We start from the raw sequence: 15,957 nt of genomic DNA on the forward strand, positions 1-15,957 counted from the left end.
CAAGCGAAAATAATCCCATGCTTTCATTTCAAGAAGCACAAAACATAATCTCGTCCGAGGCGGCGCTTTTGCGCACTGAGCATATTCCGCTTGACAAGGCAGTTGGCCGTATGCTTGCGTCGGATGTTTATGCTGATCGCGACTACCCGCCATTCAACCGGGCGGCCATGGATGGGTTCGCGCTGCGTTCCGGAGAGCTGGCTGATGGTATTCGTACATTCACCATTGTTGATACAATTTATGCGGGAACGGTACCAAAAGAACCGGCCGGCCCGGGTACTTGTTACAGGATCATGACCGGAGCAGCCGTTCCGGAAGGATTTGATGTGGTGATAAGAGTGGAAGATACAGTGGAGAATGAAGCTGTTATGACCACTGCAATTAATTCGTTCAAACCTTTTCTGAATATAGCCCTGCGGGGCGAAGATGTTAAGCTTGGTGAACCGGTATTGAGGTGTCCGTTGATGTGTTCCGCTTCGGTAGCGAGCGTACTGGCGACAGTTGGAAAGAGTACCGTTGAAGTATATGCGCTTCCTTCCATAGTATTGATCACTACCGGCGATGAGGTGGTTTCGCCTGAACAGGCTCCTTCCCCAGTCCAGATCAGGAACAGTAATGCCGCTCTGTTGAAGGGGTTGTTGAAGGAAAAAGGATGGATACCGGAAATGGTGTTTCACCTGCCCGATGCTCCGGTGGTGATGGAGCCTGTGCTGCGGGAAAGTCTTTCAGCCGATATCGTGATTACCTGCGGTGGGGTATCCGCCGGAGACGCGGATTTTGTTCCCGGATTATGGAAGAAGCTTGGCGTACGCGAACTTTTTCATAAGGTGGCCATAAAGCCCGGAAAGCCGATATGGTGCGGAAGAACTGCTGAAGGAACGATGGTTTTTTCACTGCCCGGAAATCCGTTTTCCTGCCTTGTAACTTATAAGTTGTTCGTGGAAACCTATATAGACCTGTGCCATGGAATGGGATTGAAGGCTTTTCGTGAAACGATGTTTAACGGAACACGGCACAAACGTTCGGCGCTGGATGAATTTTTCCCGGCCCGTTTTATGGATGGGGGCTTTGATGTGGAGCCCTTGCCTTACCGTGGCTCGGGAGATGTGTTGGCTGCTAAGGATGCTGATGTGCTGGCCTGGCAACCCGCATCCCGGAATACGATAGTGCAGGAGCGGATCAAAGTATTGCCTTTACGCTAGATTGGAAGGTTGAAGTATCCCCAGTTTCTTGCCATCTATCTTTATCAATCCTTCACCTTCCATTTCATTCATCAAACGGAAAGTGGTTTCGTAAGTGGCGCCGATATAAGATGCGAAATCCTGCCGACTGAGTGTTACGGCAATAAAACCATCTTCATCCTTACCGAATTTTTCTTCCATCCGTACCAGCGCCTGTCCGATCCTGCCTTTTACCGGCATGTGCGCAAGGTTGCGCATTCTTTTTTCAGATTCTTTGAGTTCCGCGGCGAAAAACAGCATCAGTTTATACAGGAAATCCGGGTTCATTTTTAGCGTGGCGTTGAAGAAATTATTGTCAACATAACATACTTCCGTGGTCTCTAGTGCTGTACCTGTAACGGGATAGATCGTGTCCATGCCTAATCCGCGGTGACCCACAATGTCGCCATCGTGCGCGATACGGAGGATGAGTTCTTTATCCTCGTCCCAGTGTTTGTGGACTTTCACGAGTCCGTGGTGAATGAAATACATGCCCTTCATTTCTTCTCCTTCGTGGAACAGGGTTTCACCTTTTTTCAGCTGGAAGACTTTCCGGTGCGCATCTATGGCGGGCAGCCATTCGGGTTGGACGGAGCGGCAAAGCAGACAAGTATTGTGGTCACATTTCTTCTTGAGTTCCTTCATTCCTGGGGGAAGTTTCCACAATATTAACCTTACTTGCTTTCATAAAAAAGTCCGGATGCAGCGAGTGAAACCTGAAGTTGCTGCTTATGGAGGTTCACCACTTCTCCCACCACGATAATGGCAGGATTGCCAAGCCCGGCGTGTTGCGCCCTGAAACTGATGTCTTTTACTTTGCCGATCACCATTCTTTCTCTTTCGGTAGTGCCGTCCTGAATAATGGCTACCGGTGTTTCCGCTTTTCCGGCTGTAGTAAAAATATCCATGATGGCTTCGAGTTTGCTCATGGCCATCAGGATCACCACAGTGGCGGTGGATTGCGCGGCGAGCCTGATATCGCTTGAAACATCACCTGAACGCGTAGTGCCCGTGGTTACCCAAAAACTTTCACTGATGCCCCGGCAGGTGAGGGGGATCATTTGTGCGGCAGGTACAGCGATAGCGCTGGTAATGCCGGGAATCACTTCAGTAGGAATTCCGGCCTCCATCGCTGCTTCTATTTCCTCCTGTGCCCGTCCAAACACAAAGGGATCCCCACCTTTTAACCTTACCACATGACCATAGCCTTTCGCTTCTTCAATCATCAGTTGATTGATCTCTTGTTGGGAGAGCGCATGGCACCCATAACGTTTTCCTACATATGTTATCCTGGCTTCAGGCTTCGCATAATTGAGCAATTGAATACTCGCGAGTGCATCGTACAAAATAACATCTGCGGTTGCTATGCAACGCATTGCTTTTAAGGTGATTAACTCCGGATCACCAGGCCCTGCACCTACCAGGCTTAAAAATGGTTTATTCATTTTTCTTCATATTATATTTATAAATATATATTAAAAATCATAAAAATTCATTCAAATATCGAATTAACTTTTTTAAATTTATGATATAAATCAGAAAAATACAAATGAACTAGCACTTCATTTACTGATTCTGATGATATGAAAATTTTCTCTATACGATTGCTTGCTATTATTCTCTAACAAATAAAAAACGCGGTTATGAGAGTAGTAGTTATTGGAAACGGGATGGTGGGTTACAAGTTTTGTGAGAAGCTGCTGGCCAAAAAAGGCGGTGCTTCCATAGAGCTGGTAGTTTTCGGGGAAGAAGCCCGTCCTGCATACGACAGGGTCCATCTCAGCGCCTGGTTCTCCGGAACATCGGCGGAAGAATTAACCATGGCTCCTTTGAGTTGGTACGAGGAGCATGGCATCAGGCTTTACCTGGGCGATCCTGTTCAAAGGATCGACCGCACGGCGAAAACGGTTCATTCCTATCATGGAGTGGAAATTCCTTATGATTACCTCATTCTCGCAACCGGTTCAGCTGCCTTCGTTCCGCCCATCCCCGGGGTGGAAAAGCAAGGCGTATTTATTTACCGCACTATAGAAGACCTTGAGCTCATGCAGGCTCACGCGAAACATGCACGCAAGGGTGTAGTGATGGGGGGCGGACTCCTCGGGCTTGAAGCCGCGAAGGCCATGCTTGACCTGGGTATCACCGATACACATGTGATTGAGTTTGCGCCCCGCCTCATGCCCCGCCAGATCGACGATGCCGGCTCCCGCCTGTTGCAGTCGAAACTGGAATCGCTAGGTCTTACCATCCACACCAGTACGGCCACTTCATCCATTATCGGGGAGGAAACAGTTTCCGGACTTCAGTTTTCAGACGACACCATTCTGGAAGCGGATATGCTGGTGATATCAGCAGGTATCCGTCCACGTGATGAACTCGCCAGGTTATCGGGTATTGAAGTCGGGCAGCGTGGCGGCATCGTGGTAAATGAAAGCATGGAAACCAGCGATCCCAACGTGTTCGCCATTGGCGAATGCGCCCTCTACCAGGGAATGATCTATGGATTAGTGGCCCCTGGGTATGAAATGGCCGATGTTGTCGCTACAAAGCTTACGGGTGGAGAGAAGTATTTCACGGGTTTTGATATGAGTACAAAACTCAAACTTATCGGTGTGGATGTGGCCAGTTTCGGCGATCCTTTCGCCGCAGGCGAATCGGCCCGCTCCATCGTATATGAAGATTCCGCCAAAGGCGTTTACAAACGCATCAATATATCTTCGGACGGCAAATTACTTTTGGGTGGTGTATTGGTTGGAGACGCGGAGGCGTACAACCAACTGCTTCAGACCTGTAAAAATAAAATGCCGCTGCCGGAAAATCCGGAAGACCTGCTGTTGGGTGCCCGTGGCGGAAAAACAGATGCGGGGGCCGGCGTAATGGCGCTCCCCGATGATGCGTTGATCTGTAGTTGTGAAGGGATCACTAAAGCCAATTTGGTTTCCGCTGTGGAAAACGGCAATGAAACACTTGATGCCATTAAAAAATGCTGTAAGGCAGGAACAGGTTGCGGCGGTTGTGTGCCCATGGTGAAGGATATCATCAACGCAACGCTGAAAGCGCAGGGCAAATATGTGCGCACGGTCATCTGTGAGCATTTTCCCCACAGCAGGCAGGAACTCTACGACCTGGTGAAGATCAGGAAATATACTTCTTACGATGAGGTGCTTTCCGGAATTGGCCAGGGCGATGGTTGTGAAACCTGTAAGCCGCTAGTCTCAAGTATCCTGGCCAGCTTGTGGAACGAAATGATCCTTGCGAAAGGAAACGATACCGCCCAGGACAGCAACGACCGGTTCCTGGCCAACATTCAGAAAGGTGGCACCTATTCCGTGGTACCACGTATTCCCGGAGGCGAGATCACACCGGATAAACTTATTGTGATCGGTGAGGTCGCGAAAAAATACAACCTCTATACCAAAATCACCGGCGGTCAGCGCATCGACCTGTTCGGGGCGCACCTCGTTGATCTACCCTATATCTGGGAAGCCTTGATCGCTGCGGGCTTCGAAAGCGGACACGCCTACGGAAAAGCATTGCGTACCGTAAAAAGCTGCGTGGGCTCCACCTGGTGCCGCTTCGGGCTGCACGACAGTGTGAGCTTCGCCATCCGTGTGGAAGAGCGGTACCGCGGTTTGCGCGCGCCGCATAAAATAAAATCCGCTGTTTCAGGCTGTATCCGCGAATGCGCGGAAGCACAGAGTAAGGACTTCGGCATCATCGCCACCGAAAAAGGCTGGAACCTCTACGTTTGCGGAAATGGTGGCTCAAAGCCACAGCACGCCCTCTTACTCGCTTCTGATATTGATTCGGATACCTGTATCCGTTACATCGACCGGTTTCTCATGTTCTACATCAAAACCGCTGATCCGCTTACAAGAACCGCCACCTGGCTCAACAAAATGGAGGGCGGAATTGATTACCTGAAGAACGTGGTGCTGAACGATAGTCTGGGTATTAACGACCAACTGGAAGCGGAGATGCAACAGTTGGTAAACAACTACAAATGTGAATGGAAAGAAGCGGTTGAAAATCCGGAGATCAGAAAGCGGTTCGTGCATTTCGTGAACGCACCGGAAGAGAAAGATCCCACGGTGCAGTTTGAGCCGATGCGGGAAATGAAGAGAGTGGGGGCGCGTGGGGAATTAGATTTCTCGCAACGGCGCAACGGCGCAACGTGAGGGCGATTAATTCACACCGGATTTGTTTATAAGCAGATGTTCGTATTCACATTGAATTAGTGCTAATAGCTCAACCGCTCTACCAACCTTCATCGCAACGTTGCGTCGTAGCGCCTGCGAGGCACGAAGCAGCCGTGAAACAAAAAATGCGGGAAACAAAAAACTACGATTGAAGCTTTCGCATACGGGCGGCCGGGGCTTGCTCCGCTCCGGAACCACCACCCATTTTTCTTTCAACTCAAACGCTTTATTATGATCCAGGAAGAAATTATCACTTGGTTGTACGCCTGTTCCACACACGATGTTCCCGATAACGGCGGGGTATGTGTGAAGTTACACGGCCAGCAGGTGGCGCTGTTCAATTTCACCCGTAGGGGAGAATGGTTCGCCACACAAAACCTTTGTCCGCATCGCCAGGAAATGGCGCTGAGCCGCGGTATGATCGGTTCTTCGGGCGGTGAGCCTAAAGTGGCGTGTCCTTTTCACAAAAGAACTTTCTCGCTGAAAACGGGGGAATGCTTTGAGGGTGATTGCGAACACATTAAAGTGTTTCCGGTGAAAGTGGAGGATGGGAAGGTTTTTATAGGAGTGCCCGGAGAGGGGAGTTGAGGTTTCGCGCGATTATTTTTATTTCTCGCAACGACGCGGCGGCGCAACGTTAGAGGTTTCTTTCATTTCTGTGGATTTACCAGCAAGGCTGATTCATTTCTTTGAACAAAACTTGAGAAGATTTAGAAATAAACCAGAAATGAGTAAACAGCGCATAAGTTCTGGCAAAAAAATAGCCACTCCCAATTAAACAGCCCGTAGCGTCGTAGCGCCGTTGCGAGAAATTCCCCGCTAGCCCACCAACCGCTCCTTGCGTCCTTGTTCCTTTGCGCTGCGAAGTGCACAGCACAAAGCAGTTGCGAGAAACGAAGCAGTTGCGTGAAAAAAACTTCCCTTCCCCGAAAACACCCCCACGATTGCCCCATCAAGAGAAAATCACACCCAAAACTTCAGCTTATGCGCACCAAACCAACTAAAATTTTTCTCATCATGGCATTCTGTTCAGGTGTTCTCTCCGTAAAAGCGCAGTTCCAGTTTACCGGGCAGCTCCGTACCCGCACCGAGTGGCGGAACGGCGTGGGAACCCTGCGCGCCTACAATGCCGATCCTTCATTTTTTACTTCACAACGTACCCGCCTCAGCTTCGGGTACAATATGCCGCGGGTTCAATTTAAAACAACGGTGCAGGATGTAAGGGTATGGGGACAGGACGCTTCATCCATTTCAAACGCCGATGGCGCTAAACTCGGTGTGCACGAAGCCTGGGCGGAGGTTGCACTGCAAAACCGCGCTGATACTGGTTTTAAAAGTTCTTTTGTGGATTACCTCGGCTTGAGAATCGGCAGACAGGAACTGATGTACGATGATGCGCGGCTGCTCGGTAACCTCGATTGGTTACAGCAGGGAAGAAGGCATGATGCCCTGGTGTTTAAGATGAGGGAAAAGAAATTCAGCGCCGATGCGGGGTTCGCCTTCTCACAACAAACAGATGCATTCGGTTACAACGGTACTTATTACACGCCTGCTAATGTGCTGCCCACCGTTCGTGACAGCAAGGGCCAACTGGCGGCAACACCGGCAGGGTTTATTCCGCTTGTAAATGCGGCAGGCATCAGTTCCAGATCAGGAACACCTGCCTTCTCCAACCCGCCGGGTACAAACGGGCAAACACAACAATATAAAGCTATGCAGTTCCTGTATACTTCGTGGAAGAAGTCGACGACCACGATCTCAGGGTTGTTGCTGGCAGATCATTTTGGCGTACACCAACTGGATTCCGTACAAAATATTTCGGGTGCCGATACCGGTTATATCTACGGTCGGAAATTCCGTTCAAAAGGTGTTCACTCCAGGCTCACCTTCGGCGCGCAACTTTCAGGAGCCTTCGACCAGAAAAATACCTTTCAATACAAAGCGGGCGCATACTTTCAAACCGGGAAGGACCTCGAAGGAACCGCGCTCTCCACTTATATGGCTTATGCCTCGCTTACTTTGCAACGCGCACCATTCACGTATGCTATCGGATATGATATCCTCTCCGGTAACGATGCTTTTTCTTCCGACGGAAAGAGCCATCGCTTCGATCCGCTGTATGGAACACCGCATAAATTCTGGGGGTACATGGATTACTTTTATGTAGGAACCGGTTCACCCACCGGAGGACTTGCCAATCCACAAGCCAGCATTCGTTACGCTGCGCGCGGTAAAAGATTTTCCGCTTCCGCCGACTACCATGCTTTTTTCCTGGCCAACGACCAAAAGGATAAGAATGCTTCCAAAGTGGAGCGGTACCTGGGAAGCGAAGTCGATCTTTCTTCCTCTTATCAGCTCAATAACCTCGTAACACTGGAAGGCGGCGTTTCTTTCATGGGCGCCACCCGAAGTATGGATTACGCGAAAAATATCAGTCCCGGAACAGCACGCCTTGCGGGTTCCTGGGCCTGGCTCATGGTAAACATCCGTCCCGATTTCCTCCGCAAATAATTCATCTTCCAACCATCTCCAAATCATTCAGACATGACCAACAACCAACAACCACTTTCTTCCCTCAATGTATTCTCCTTCAAGGGCGTGCAGATGCGCACGTTCCACATTACGTGGATGACCTTCTTCGTTTGCTTCTTCGGCTGGTTCGGACTCGCCCCTTTGATGCCCACTATTAAAGAGGACCTTCAACTTACGAAATCCCAGATCGGAAACGTGGTGATCGCTTCGGTTTCAGCCACCATCATCGCGCGTTTACTCATTGGCAGGTTGTGCGATACCTGGGGGCCGAGGAAAACATATACCGCGTTGCTGCTGATCGGTTCCATCCCCGTTTTTTGTGTGGGGCTGGCACAGGATTATACTTCTTTTCTGCTTTTCAGGCTCGCTATCGGTGTGATTGGCGCCTCATTCGTGATCACGCAATTCCATACTTCCATGATGTTCGCGCCGCAGATCAAAGGTACCGCGAATGCCGTTGCCGGCGGATGGGGAAACCTGGGCGGAGGCATAACGAATATGGTGATGCCACTGGTGTTCGCGCTGATCGTGGGCTTTGGGTATACCAACAAAGAAGCATGGCGCTACGCGATGATCCTCCCTGGATCGCTGATGCTGGTGATGGCCTTTCTCTATTACCGTTTCACAAAAGATACACCTGCTGGCAACTATGAGGACATTGAAAGGGTAAAGGCTGAAAAGAAGAAAACAGATTATTCCATCCTCAAAGACTGGCGCATCTGGAGCCTGGCGCTGGCCTATGCCGTATGCTTCGGTATGGAGATCACGTTCGATAATGTGGCCGCTTTGCATTTTGTGCAGGAATTTAAACTGGAGCAATCTTCCGCAGGATTCTGGGCCGGAGTGTTCGGCTTCATGAATCTTTTTGCCCGCGCGTTGGGTGGTGTTTTCGCCGACAGGGTCGGCAGGAATTATGGTATGAAGGGAAAGGGATTGCTGCTCGCCGGCGTATTGCTGCTGGAAGGACTGGGACTGGTATTGTTCGCGCAATCCGGTTCCTTCGGCATGGCAATCTTCTCCATGATCTTCTTCGCGCTCTTCCTCAAAATGGCCAACGGTGCCACTTATGCGATCACGCCGTTCATCAATGAGAAAAATGCCGGTATGGTGGCGGGTGTGGTAGGCGCAGGCGGAAATGTGGGCGGTATGCTGTTCGGTTTTCTCTTCAAAAGTGAAAGCATTACTTACGTGGAAGCATTCGGATACATTGGATTGATCGTGATTGCCGTGGCGGTGGTGGTATTGTTTACCCGGTTTACGAAAACATCTGAAAAGGCCGTTGAACCCAAAAAGGAACTGGAACCTGTATTTAATTAATGAAGCAACAACCACATAACGTGTTTAAGTCAACCTGCTGTTACTGCGGGGTGGGCTGCGGCGTCAAACTCCGGCTGGACAATCATGGCCAACTGTTGTTGGAAGGCGATGAGGCCCATCCCGTGAACAGGGGTAAATTGTGCAGCAAGGGAATGAACCTGCATTACACGGTGAACGACCGGAGCGACAGGTTGCTGTTCCCGCAGATGCGCTATAATAAAAGTATGCCCTTGCAAAAGGTAAGCTGGGACGCGGCTTTGGAAAGAACGGCCGCTGTATTCCGCACTTTTGTTGAGAAATATGGTCCTGATTCTGTTGGGTTCTATGTTTCAGGTCAGTGCCTTACAGAGGAATATTATGTGGTCAACAAACTGGTGAAGGGATTTATCGGTACGAATAATATTGATACGAACTCCCGTTTATGCATGAGTTCCGCGGTGGCGGCTTATAAATTATCATTGGGAGAAGATGCCGTTCCCGTTTGTTACGACGATATTGAACTGGCCGATTGCTTTTATGTTACGGGCGCGAACCCGGCCTGGTGCCACCCGATCTTGTGGAGAAGAGTGGAGGCGCATAAAATGGCTCATCCACACGTAAAAATGATTGTGGCCGATCCACGCAAAACAGATACCGCGGCATTGGCGGACCTGCACCTTCAGCTCAATCCTGGAACAGATATTGTGCTGAACCACGCGATCGGAAGATTGCTGATCGAAAACGGAGATATTGACCCCGCTTTCCTGGCGCTTCATGCGGAAGGATTTGACGCTTACCGCGCAAAAGTTTTTGAGAAAACAACGGAAGAGTCCGCGGCAATATGCGGATTGGAAGTGGATGAACTCCGGCTCGCGGCCGAATACATCGGCAGATCGAAAGCTTTCATCTCCATGTGGACGATGGGGTTGAACCAGAGTTCCGTAGGCGTGAACAAGAACCTTAGTCTGATCAACCTTCATTTGGTCACGGGGCAGATCGGTAAACCCGGTGCGGGCCCCTTTTCGCTTACAGGTCAACCCAACGCCATGGGCGGCCGCGAAGTGGGCGGACTGGCCAATATGTTACCTGCCCACCGTAACCTCGCCGACCCGAAGCACCGCGCCCAAGTACAGGCGTTTTGGGGCGGAAAGGAAATTCAAGCCAAACCTGGTTTAACAGCCACTGAAATGTTCGACGCATTGGAATCAGGTAAGTTGAAAGCGATCTGGATCATCTGCACCAATCCGTTGGTGAGTCTGCCCGATGTCAGGAAAGCGGAAGCGGCATTGAAGAAAGCGAGGTTCGTGGTGGTGCAGGAGATCAGCAATAAACCCGAAACGCTCGCCTTTGCAGATGTGATCCTGCCTGCGGCAGGGTGGGCCGAAAAAGAAGGTACCATGACCAACAGCGAAAGAAGGATCACTTATCTTCCAAAAATTGTGGACGCCCCCGGCGAAGCCATGCCGGATACGGAGATCATTTGCCGGTTCGCGCAAAAAATGGGCTACCCGGGATTCGATTTCGAAGACAATGGCGCCATATTTAAAGAACATACACAGCTTACCGAAGGCACGAATGTGAATATGACGGGGATCGATTACCGTTTATTACAGGAACACCGCTCCGTAACATGGCCATTGAAAGCGGGAGAAAAACCCAAGGAAGGAAACCGTCTTTTCACCGATCATAAGTTTTACACGCCTACCGGCAAAGCAGTGTTACATCCCGTTTCAGATGATTTCACCAGCGAAAATATATCACCGGATTTCCCTTTGATCCTGACTACGGGGCGCGTGCGCGACCATTGGCATACGATGTCTAAAACGGGAAAGGTGAACAAATTGAAGCAGCATATCCGGCATGCGTTCCTGGAGATGCACCCCATTGATGCCCGTAAACTGAAGCTTTCCGACAACGAACTGGTGACCGTACGCTCCGCAAGAGGAGAAGTGCGCGTAAAATTGCAACTCAGCGATACCATCAAACCCGGTGTTGTTTTTCTGCCCATGCACTGGGGGAAAATACTGGGCAGCGACCTGCATCGGACGAACAACATCACCAGCCCGAAACTAGATCCCATTTCAAAGGAACCCGATTTCAAGTTCTGCGCGGTGGAAGTGACCCCATACAGGAAGCCGCGGCAAACGATCGTGGTGGTGGGTGCCGGCGCCGGAGCCTGTGGGTTTGTACGCGCATACCGCGAATTAAATAAAGAAGATGAGATCATCGTATTCAGTAAAGAAGATTTCCCCTTTTATAACCGTGTAATGTTACCCGATTACATCAGTGGCGCACAACAGTGGGAGGAACTGATTAAAATGAATGATGCCGAAGAAGCCGCGGCCGATATTCGTTTGTTAAAGGGTGTTACGGTAACCGAAATCAACAGAACTGAAAAATATGTACTGGACAGCAGGGGTGAAAAAACGCATTGGGACCAACTGATTTTCGCGACCGGAAGCAGGGCCACCATTCCGCCAAGGATTCCCAGGCTGCCCGGAATTTTCACCATGCGTAGCAGGGCCGACGCCGATAATTTCAAAAAACACCTTCCTCCCAACGCGCATGTCGTGATCGCCGGCGGCGGGTTGCTTGGGTTGGAACTCGCGATCTCACTCCGTGAAATAAACCTGCGTGTTTCGGTGATACAACGGATATCCCGTTTCCTGAACCGTCAACTCGATGAGTTGGGAAGCGCGTTGTTGGGAGAAGTGATCGTGGAGCATGGGTGTGAAGTATATTTCAATGATGAGTTGCAGTCCTGCTTCGGACAGGAACAACTCACGGGCATAAGATTGAAGAGCGGAAAACAACTTGATTGCGATGCTTTGGTTTTTGCTATCGGCACCACCCCCAATATCGAATTGGCCCGTGAAGCCGGACTGGACTGCAGAAGAGGCGTAGTGGTGAACGAAAGGTTACAGACCAGCGATCCGGACATCTTCGCCATTGGCGAGGTGGCTGAATTCAAAGGCAATATGTATGGCATCACCGCCGCCGCTGAAGAGCAGGCCGCCATTGTCGCCAACTGGTTGTATGGAGATGTTTCGGCAAGGTATGAAGGGAGTTTACCGATGAACATCATCAAAATACAAGGCTTCGACCTGTGTAGTATGGGCATCACGGAAACGCCGGATGATCCCGCTTATGAAGAGATCGTTTTCATAGACAGAACCAGGCGCTACTACAAAAAATGTATCGTGCACCAGGATAAACTGGTAGGCGCGATATTGATCGGGGATAAAACGGAGCTGCTCGAATTCAAGGAACTCATCGCCGGAAAGATAGAACTGAGTGAAAAGAGGATGCAGTTGTTGCGTAGTGGTAAAAAGGCGGAGCCGGTACTGGGGAAACTGGTGTGTAGTTGCCACCAGGTGGGAGAAGGCAACCTTCAGCAGAAAATAAACGAAGGCTGTACCGATATGCCTGCGCTCTGTAAAACCACGGGGGCCGCCACAGGTTGCGGATCGTGCAGGCCGCAGGTACAACGGATACTGGACAAGATGCTGGAAAATACGGCGTTGCCGGAAACCTTAAAACTTGTGTAATGGCCCGTAAGTTCAATACCATCAAAATTAATAAACGCGGTGGCCTGGTACCGGCTGGCGACCTGCTGAACATCATACGCATTGCCCGCAAAGCGGGTGCTGATGCGCTTCGTTTCGGTACCCGCCAGCAAATATTTTTTAAAGTGCCGGTGGGCAAAACGGAAGCATGTTGCGAACAACTGCAAAGCCAAGAACTGTTCACGGAAGTAAATGAAGAAATCTATCCCAATATCGTGAGTTCCTTTGCTGCTGAAAATGTGTTCCATCAGTCGGCCTGGCTGCGGGAAGGAGACTACCGAGATATTATGGACGCATTCTCTTTCCGGCCGAAATTAAAAATAAACCTGGTGGACAAGGATCAGTGCTTTGTTCCTTTTTTCACGGGGCATCTCAATTTTATCACGTCGGCGTTGCCCAATTACTGGTACCTGCGGGTGCGGTTCCCCAAATCGAATCAGCTGTACCAGTGGCCGGTGCTGATCTATTCTTATGATATCCCTTTGCTTTGTGAGGCTCTGGAAAAACTGATCGCCACAGCGGAAGTCGCATTCCTGGAAGATGCGCAGCAGAAGGGGGAAATGCTTATGGCTTTGTTGTCGGAGCACAAAAGATTTATTACGCAACTCGCCAGTGAAGAGCTGCAGTTGCCCGATTTCAGGTTGCCTTATTATGAGGGGTTTAATATGTACGGGCAGCAAACCTGGCTGGGTATTTACAGAAGGAACGAAACGTTTCCACTTGGGTTCCTGGAAGATCTGGCCGGGCTTTCGGCCCAGTGCTGCATCACACCCTGGAAATCACTCATCATTAAAAATATTAATCCTGCCGACCGGCGCCGTTGGGATTATGTATTGGGAAAACACCGCATCAACGTGCGCCATGCCTCGAACGAATTGAACTGGATGGTGGAAGATGGGAGCGAAGAAGGTTTGATCCTCAAAAGAATGATGGTGCACCATTTTGATAAGGAAGATCTCCGGACCTATGGATTGTGCTTCGCCATTAAAACCAAGCCTAAATCGGGACTTACGGGTTCCGTGGTGATCCGTCGACAGGAAATGACCGGTAAGGCAAAGAGCGCAACAGATAAATTTGATATTCTTTACACGAAAGATTTTAATCCCAACACCCGTGAACTGGTGTTGTTCAGGAGTAGGGTGGGGAAGGAGGAGATGGGAACCTATCTTTCAGCGTTGTGTAAATATTATTATGAATTACAGCATGGGGAAGATGTGATCAACCACAATGTTTACCGCGAAGGTGCTTCCAATGAGCAGACCCCGGAATTGTCATCTAAGATGGTACACCAATGCCCTTACTGCAAAACCATATACGATCAGGTGTATGGGGATGAACAACAGGGTATAGCACCGGGTGTGTTGTTCGCGTCGCTTCCTGAAGATTATTGCTGTCCAACCTGTGATACATCGAAAACCGAATTTGTGGAAATGGATTTTGAGCGCGAACTTACCGTATGAACACGGAGTTGCTGATTGTTTTTTTCCTGGGAACCGTAGCGTTTTTATACGCTGCCGTTGGGCATGGGGGTGCAAGTGGTTATATTGCGGTGTTCGCGTTGTGTGGTATTGCGATGCCGGTGTACAAGCCTTTGGTTTTGCTGATGAACATCATGGTTGCGGGGTCTTCGTTTCTGCAATACCGCTCGAACGGTTATTTTTCCTGGAAAATGCTTTGGCCGTTTCTCATCACATCGGTGCCATTCGCGTTCCTGGGATCTATGGTGAATGTGCCGCCGCGCTTGTACAAGATGACGCTGGGGATAGCGTTGATCTATCCGGTGTTGCGGCTGGCGGAAATTGTGCGGGTGAAACAGGAGCGGGAACGGCCATTCAGTTTTCCGCTCGCATTGCTGGTAGGCGCAGTCATCGGGTTTGCCGCTGGATTTTTGAATATTGGCGGAGGAATATTTCTTACGCCGGTATTGTTGTTGTTGGGATGGGCGGGAATGAAGGAGGCGGCTGCGGTATCGGCGGCATTTATCGTATGTAATTCAGTTGCGGGGCTGGGCGCTGTACAATGGAGCGAATACGAAATGCCCGTGCATGGCTGGTGGTGGATGTTGGGTGCCGTAACTGGTGGACTAATCGGAGGCTGGTTGGGCAGCCGGAAATTTTCCACGAAATTCGTGAGAAGGTTGCTTGCGTTCGTGTTGGCGCTTGCGTGTTATAAATTAATATTCCTCGCCTGATGAAGATAACGGACCAATATGGCAGAAGTTTTTCCACACTTCGGGTAAGTTTGCTCGACCGGTGCAACTTTGCCTGTGTGTATTGTGTGGAAGAAGACGGGCAGCCCGTGAATAAACGAAGTTGCAGTCAGGGTAAAAACGGTGCCGCTCCGGTGAAAGAACTGATTTTAGCCTTGCATAAAAAGCTCAACTTTGGTACGGTAAGGTTGACGGGCGGTGAACCTTTGTTGTTTGAAGGCATTGAACAGTTGGTCTATGAATTGAAATGCGCGGGAGTACCCGCTGTGAAGATGACCACGAACGGATTTCTTTTACCTCAACTTGCTGGGAGACTGGCCGTGGCGGGTTTGGATGAGTTGAACGTATCGCTGGATGCGCTGGATGAGGAAGTGTTCCGGAAAATGAGTGGCCGCGATCAGTGCAGTCGTGTGCTGGAAGGTATTGATGCGGCGCTTGATGCCGGAATTCCTTTGAAGCTGAACGCGGTGATTATGAAAGGCATCAACGACAGCGAAATACTTCCTTTAATGGAATATGCACGTGAGACAGGAATCGTGCTCAGGTTCCTGGAATTGATGAAAATGGGACACCTTTTCAGGGAAGGTGCCGACCGCTTCTTCAGTTCCTATGAAATACTGGAACGGATTTCCACCACCGGACCTCTGATGGCGCTTCCCAGGAAAGAAAGTGCCACGGCAACTTATTGGAAAACGGCTGAGGGGCAGGAATTCGGCATCATCGCCAATGAGTCTGCGCCTTTTTGTTCAGATTGCAACCGGCTCCGGCTAAGCAGTGATGGAAAGATATTTGGTTGTCTGAGCAGCAATGAAGGGTTTTCTATTGTGGGGTTGAATGAAAACGAACTGGAAACAGAATTGATCAAAGCGCTGGGGCAGAAACAAGCGCTTCGGTTTACGGGAAGCGCGTTGAGTATGCTGTCTATTGGCGGATAA

11 protein-coding genes are annotated in these 15,957 nt (G+C 50.0%); 9 read left to right on the plus strand and 2 right to left on the minus strand.

Going from position 1 to position 15,957, the window contains the following annotated elements; translation table 11 throughout:
- Positions 1-17: 17 nt before the first annotated feature.
- Complete coding sequence (locus M4J38_RS00580) at positions 18-1,202, plus strand: molybdopterin molybdotransferase MoeA (protein ID WP_251757582.1); 1,185 nt, start codon at positions 18-20, stop codon at positions 1,200-1,202.
- Here the strand turns inward: M4J38_RS00580 and M4J38_RS00585 are convergent.
- On the minus strand, positions 1,194-1,865 hold the full coding sequence (locus M4J38_RS00585; protein ID WP_251757583.1) for a Crp/Fnr family transcriptional regulator: 672 nt from the start codon (positions 1,863-1,865) through the stop codon (positions 1,194-1,196). The genes M4J38_RS00580 and M4J38_RS00585 overlap by 9 nt on opposite strands.
- A 29-nt stretch (positions 1,866-1,894) precedes the next feature.
- Positions 1,895-2,665, minus strand: a complete 771-nt coding sequence (gene cobA / locus M4J38_RS00590; protein ID WP_251757584.1) for a uroporphyrinogen-III C-methyltransferase — start codon at positions 2,663-2,665, stop codon at positions 1,895-1,897.
- 198 nt (positions 2,666-2,863) lie between these two features.
- Here cobA and nirB point away from each other — a divergent pair, with 198 nt between their 5' ends.
- From nirB to M4J38_RS00630, 8 genes are all read left to right on the plus strand, one after another.
- Positions 2,864-5,398 carry a nitrite reductase large subunit NirB gene (gene nirB / locus M4J38_RS00595; protein ID WP_251757585.1) on the plus strand — a complete coding sequence of 845 codons (2,535 nt, stop codon included), beginning with the start codon at positions 2,864-2,866 and terminating at the stop codon, positions 5,396-5,398.
- Between the two features lie 252 nt (positions 5,399-5,650).
- Positions 5,651-6,007: a nitrite reductase small subunit NirD gene (gene nirD / locus M4J38_RS00600; protein WP_251757586.1), complete on the plus strand. Its 357-nt coding sequence runs from the start codon at positions 5,651-5,653 to the stop codon at positions 6,005-6,007.
- 429 nt (positions 6,008-6,436) lie between these two features.
- Complete coding sequence (locus M4J38_RS00605; RefSeq protein ID WP_251757587.1) at positions 6,437-7,930, plus strand: alginate export family protein; 1,494 nt, start codon at positions 6,437-6,439, stop codon at positions 7,928-7,930.
- Positions 7,931-7,963: 33 nt separating this feature from the next.
- Positions 7,964-9,268 (plus strand): NarK family nitrate/nitrite MFS transporter, encoded by a 1,305-nt coding sequence (locus tag M4J38_RS00610; protein ID WP_251757588.1) that lies wholly within the window; start codon positions 7,964-7,966, stop codon positions 9,266-9,268.
- A 20-nt stretch (positions 9,269-9,288) separates the two neighbouring features.
- A complete protein-coding gene (locus M4J38_RS00615) occupies positions 9,289-12,795 on the plus strand; it encodes a nitrate reductase (RefSeq protein ID WP_251757589.1) in 3,507 nt (1,168 codons plus the stop codon).
- Entirely contained in the window at positions 12,795-14,273 is a 1,479-nt protein-coding gene (locus tag M4J38_RS00620; protein ID WP_251757590.1) for a rubredoxin, read from the plus strand. The genes M4J38_RS00615 and M4J38_RS00620 overlap by 1 nt, the downstream gene beginning before the upstream one ends.
- The gene (locus M4J38_RS00625) at positions 14,270-15,004 is read left to right on the plus strand and encodes a sulfite exporter TauE/SafE family protein (protein WP_251757591.1); all 735 of its coding nucleotides are present in this window, start codon (positions 14,270-14,272) and stop codon (positions 15,002-15,004) included. Before M4J38_RS00620 ends, M4J38_RS00625 begins: the two co-directional genes overlap by 4 nt.
- Positions 15,004-15,957 (plus strand): GTP 3',8-cyclase MoaA, encoded by a 954-nt coding sequence (locus M4J38_RS00630; RefSeq protein ID WP_251757592.1) that lies wholly within the window; start codon positions 15,004-15,006, stop codon positions 15,955-15,957. The genes M4J38_RS00625 and M4J38_RS00630 overlap by 1 nt, the downstream gene beginning before the upstream one ends.

This window comes from Parasegetibacter sp. NRK P23, assembly GCF_023721715.1.
Lineage (GTDB): Bacteria > Bacteroidota > Bacteroidia > Chitinophagales > Chitinophagaceae > Parasegetibacter.

Coding starts and splice junctions, on each gene's coding strand:
- M4J38_RS00630 (WP_251757592.1), top strand. CDS start 15,004: ATGAAGATAACGGACCAATATGGCAGAAGTTTTTCCACACTTCGGGTA.
- M4J38_RS00610 (WP_251757588.1), top strand. CDS start 7,964: ATGACCAACAACCAACAACCACTTTCTTCCCTCAATGTATTCTCCTTC.
- M4J38_RS00605 (WP_251757587.1), top strand. CDS start 6,437: ATGGCATTCTGTTCAGGTGTTCTCTCCGTAAAAGCGCAGTTCCAGTTT.
- nirB (WP_251757585.1), top strand. CDS start 2,864: ATGAGAGTAGTAGTTATTGGAAACGGGATGGTGGGTTACAAGTTTTGT.
- nirD (WP_251757586.1), top strand. CDS start 5,651: ATGATCCAGGAAGAAATTATCACTTGGTTGTACGCCTGTTCCACACAC.
- M4J38_RS00620 (WP_251757590.1), top strand. CDS start 12,795: ATGGCCCGTAAGTTCAATACCATCAAAATTAATAAACGCGGTGGCCTG.
- M4J38_RS00585 (WP_251757583.1), bottom strand. CDS start 1,865: ATGAAGGAACTCAAGAAGAAATGTGACCACAATACTTGTCTGCTTTGC.
- M4J38_RS00625 (WP_251757591.1), top strand. CDS start 14,270: ATGAACACGGAGTTGCTGATTGTTTTTTTCCTGGGAACCGTAGCGTTT.
- cobA (WP_251757584.1), bottom strand. CDS start 2,665: ATGAATAAACCATTTTTAAGCCTGGTAGGTGCAGGGCCTGGTGATCCG.
- M4J38_RS00580 (WP_251757582.1), top strand. CDS start 18: ATGCTTTCATTTCAAGAAGCACAAAACATAATCTCGTCCGAGGCGGCG.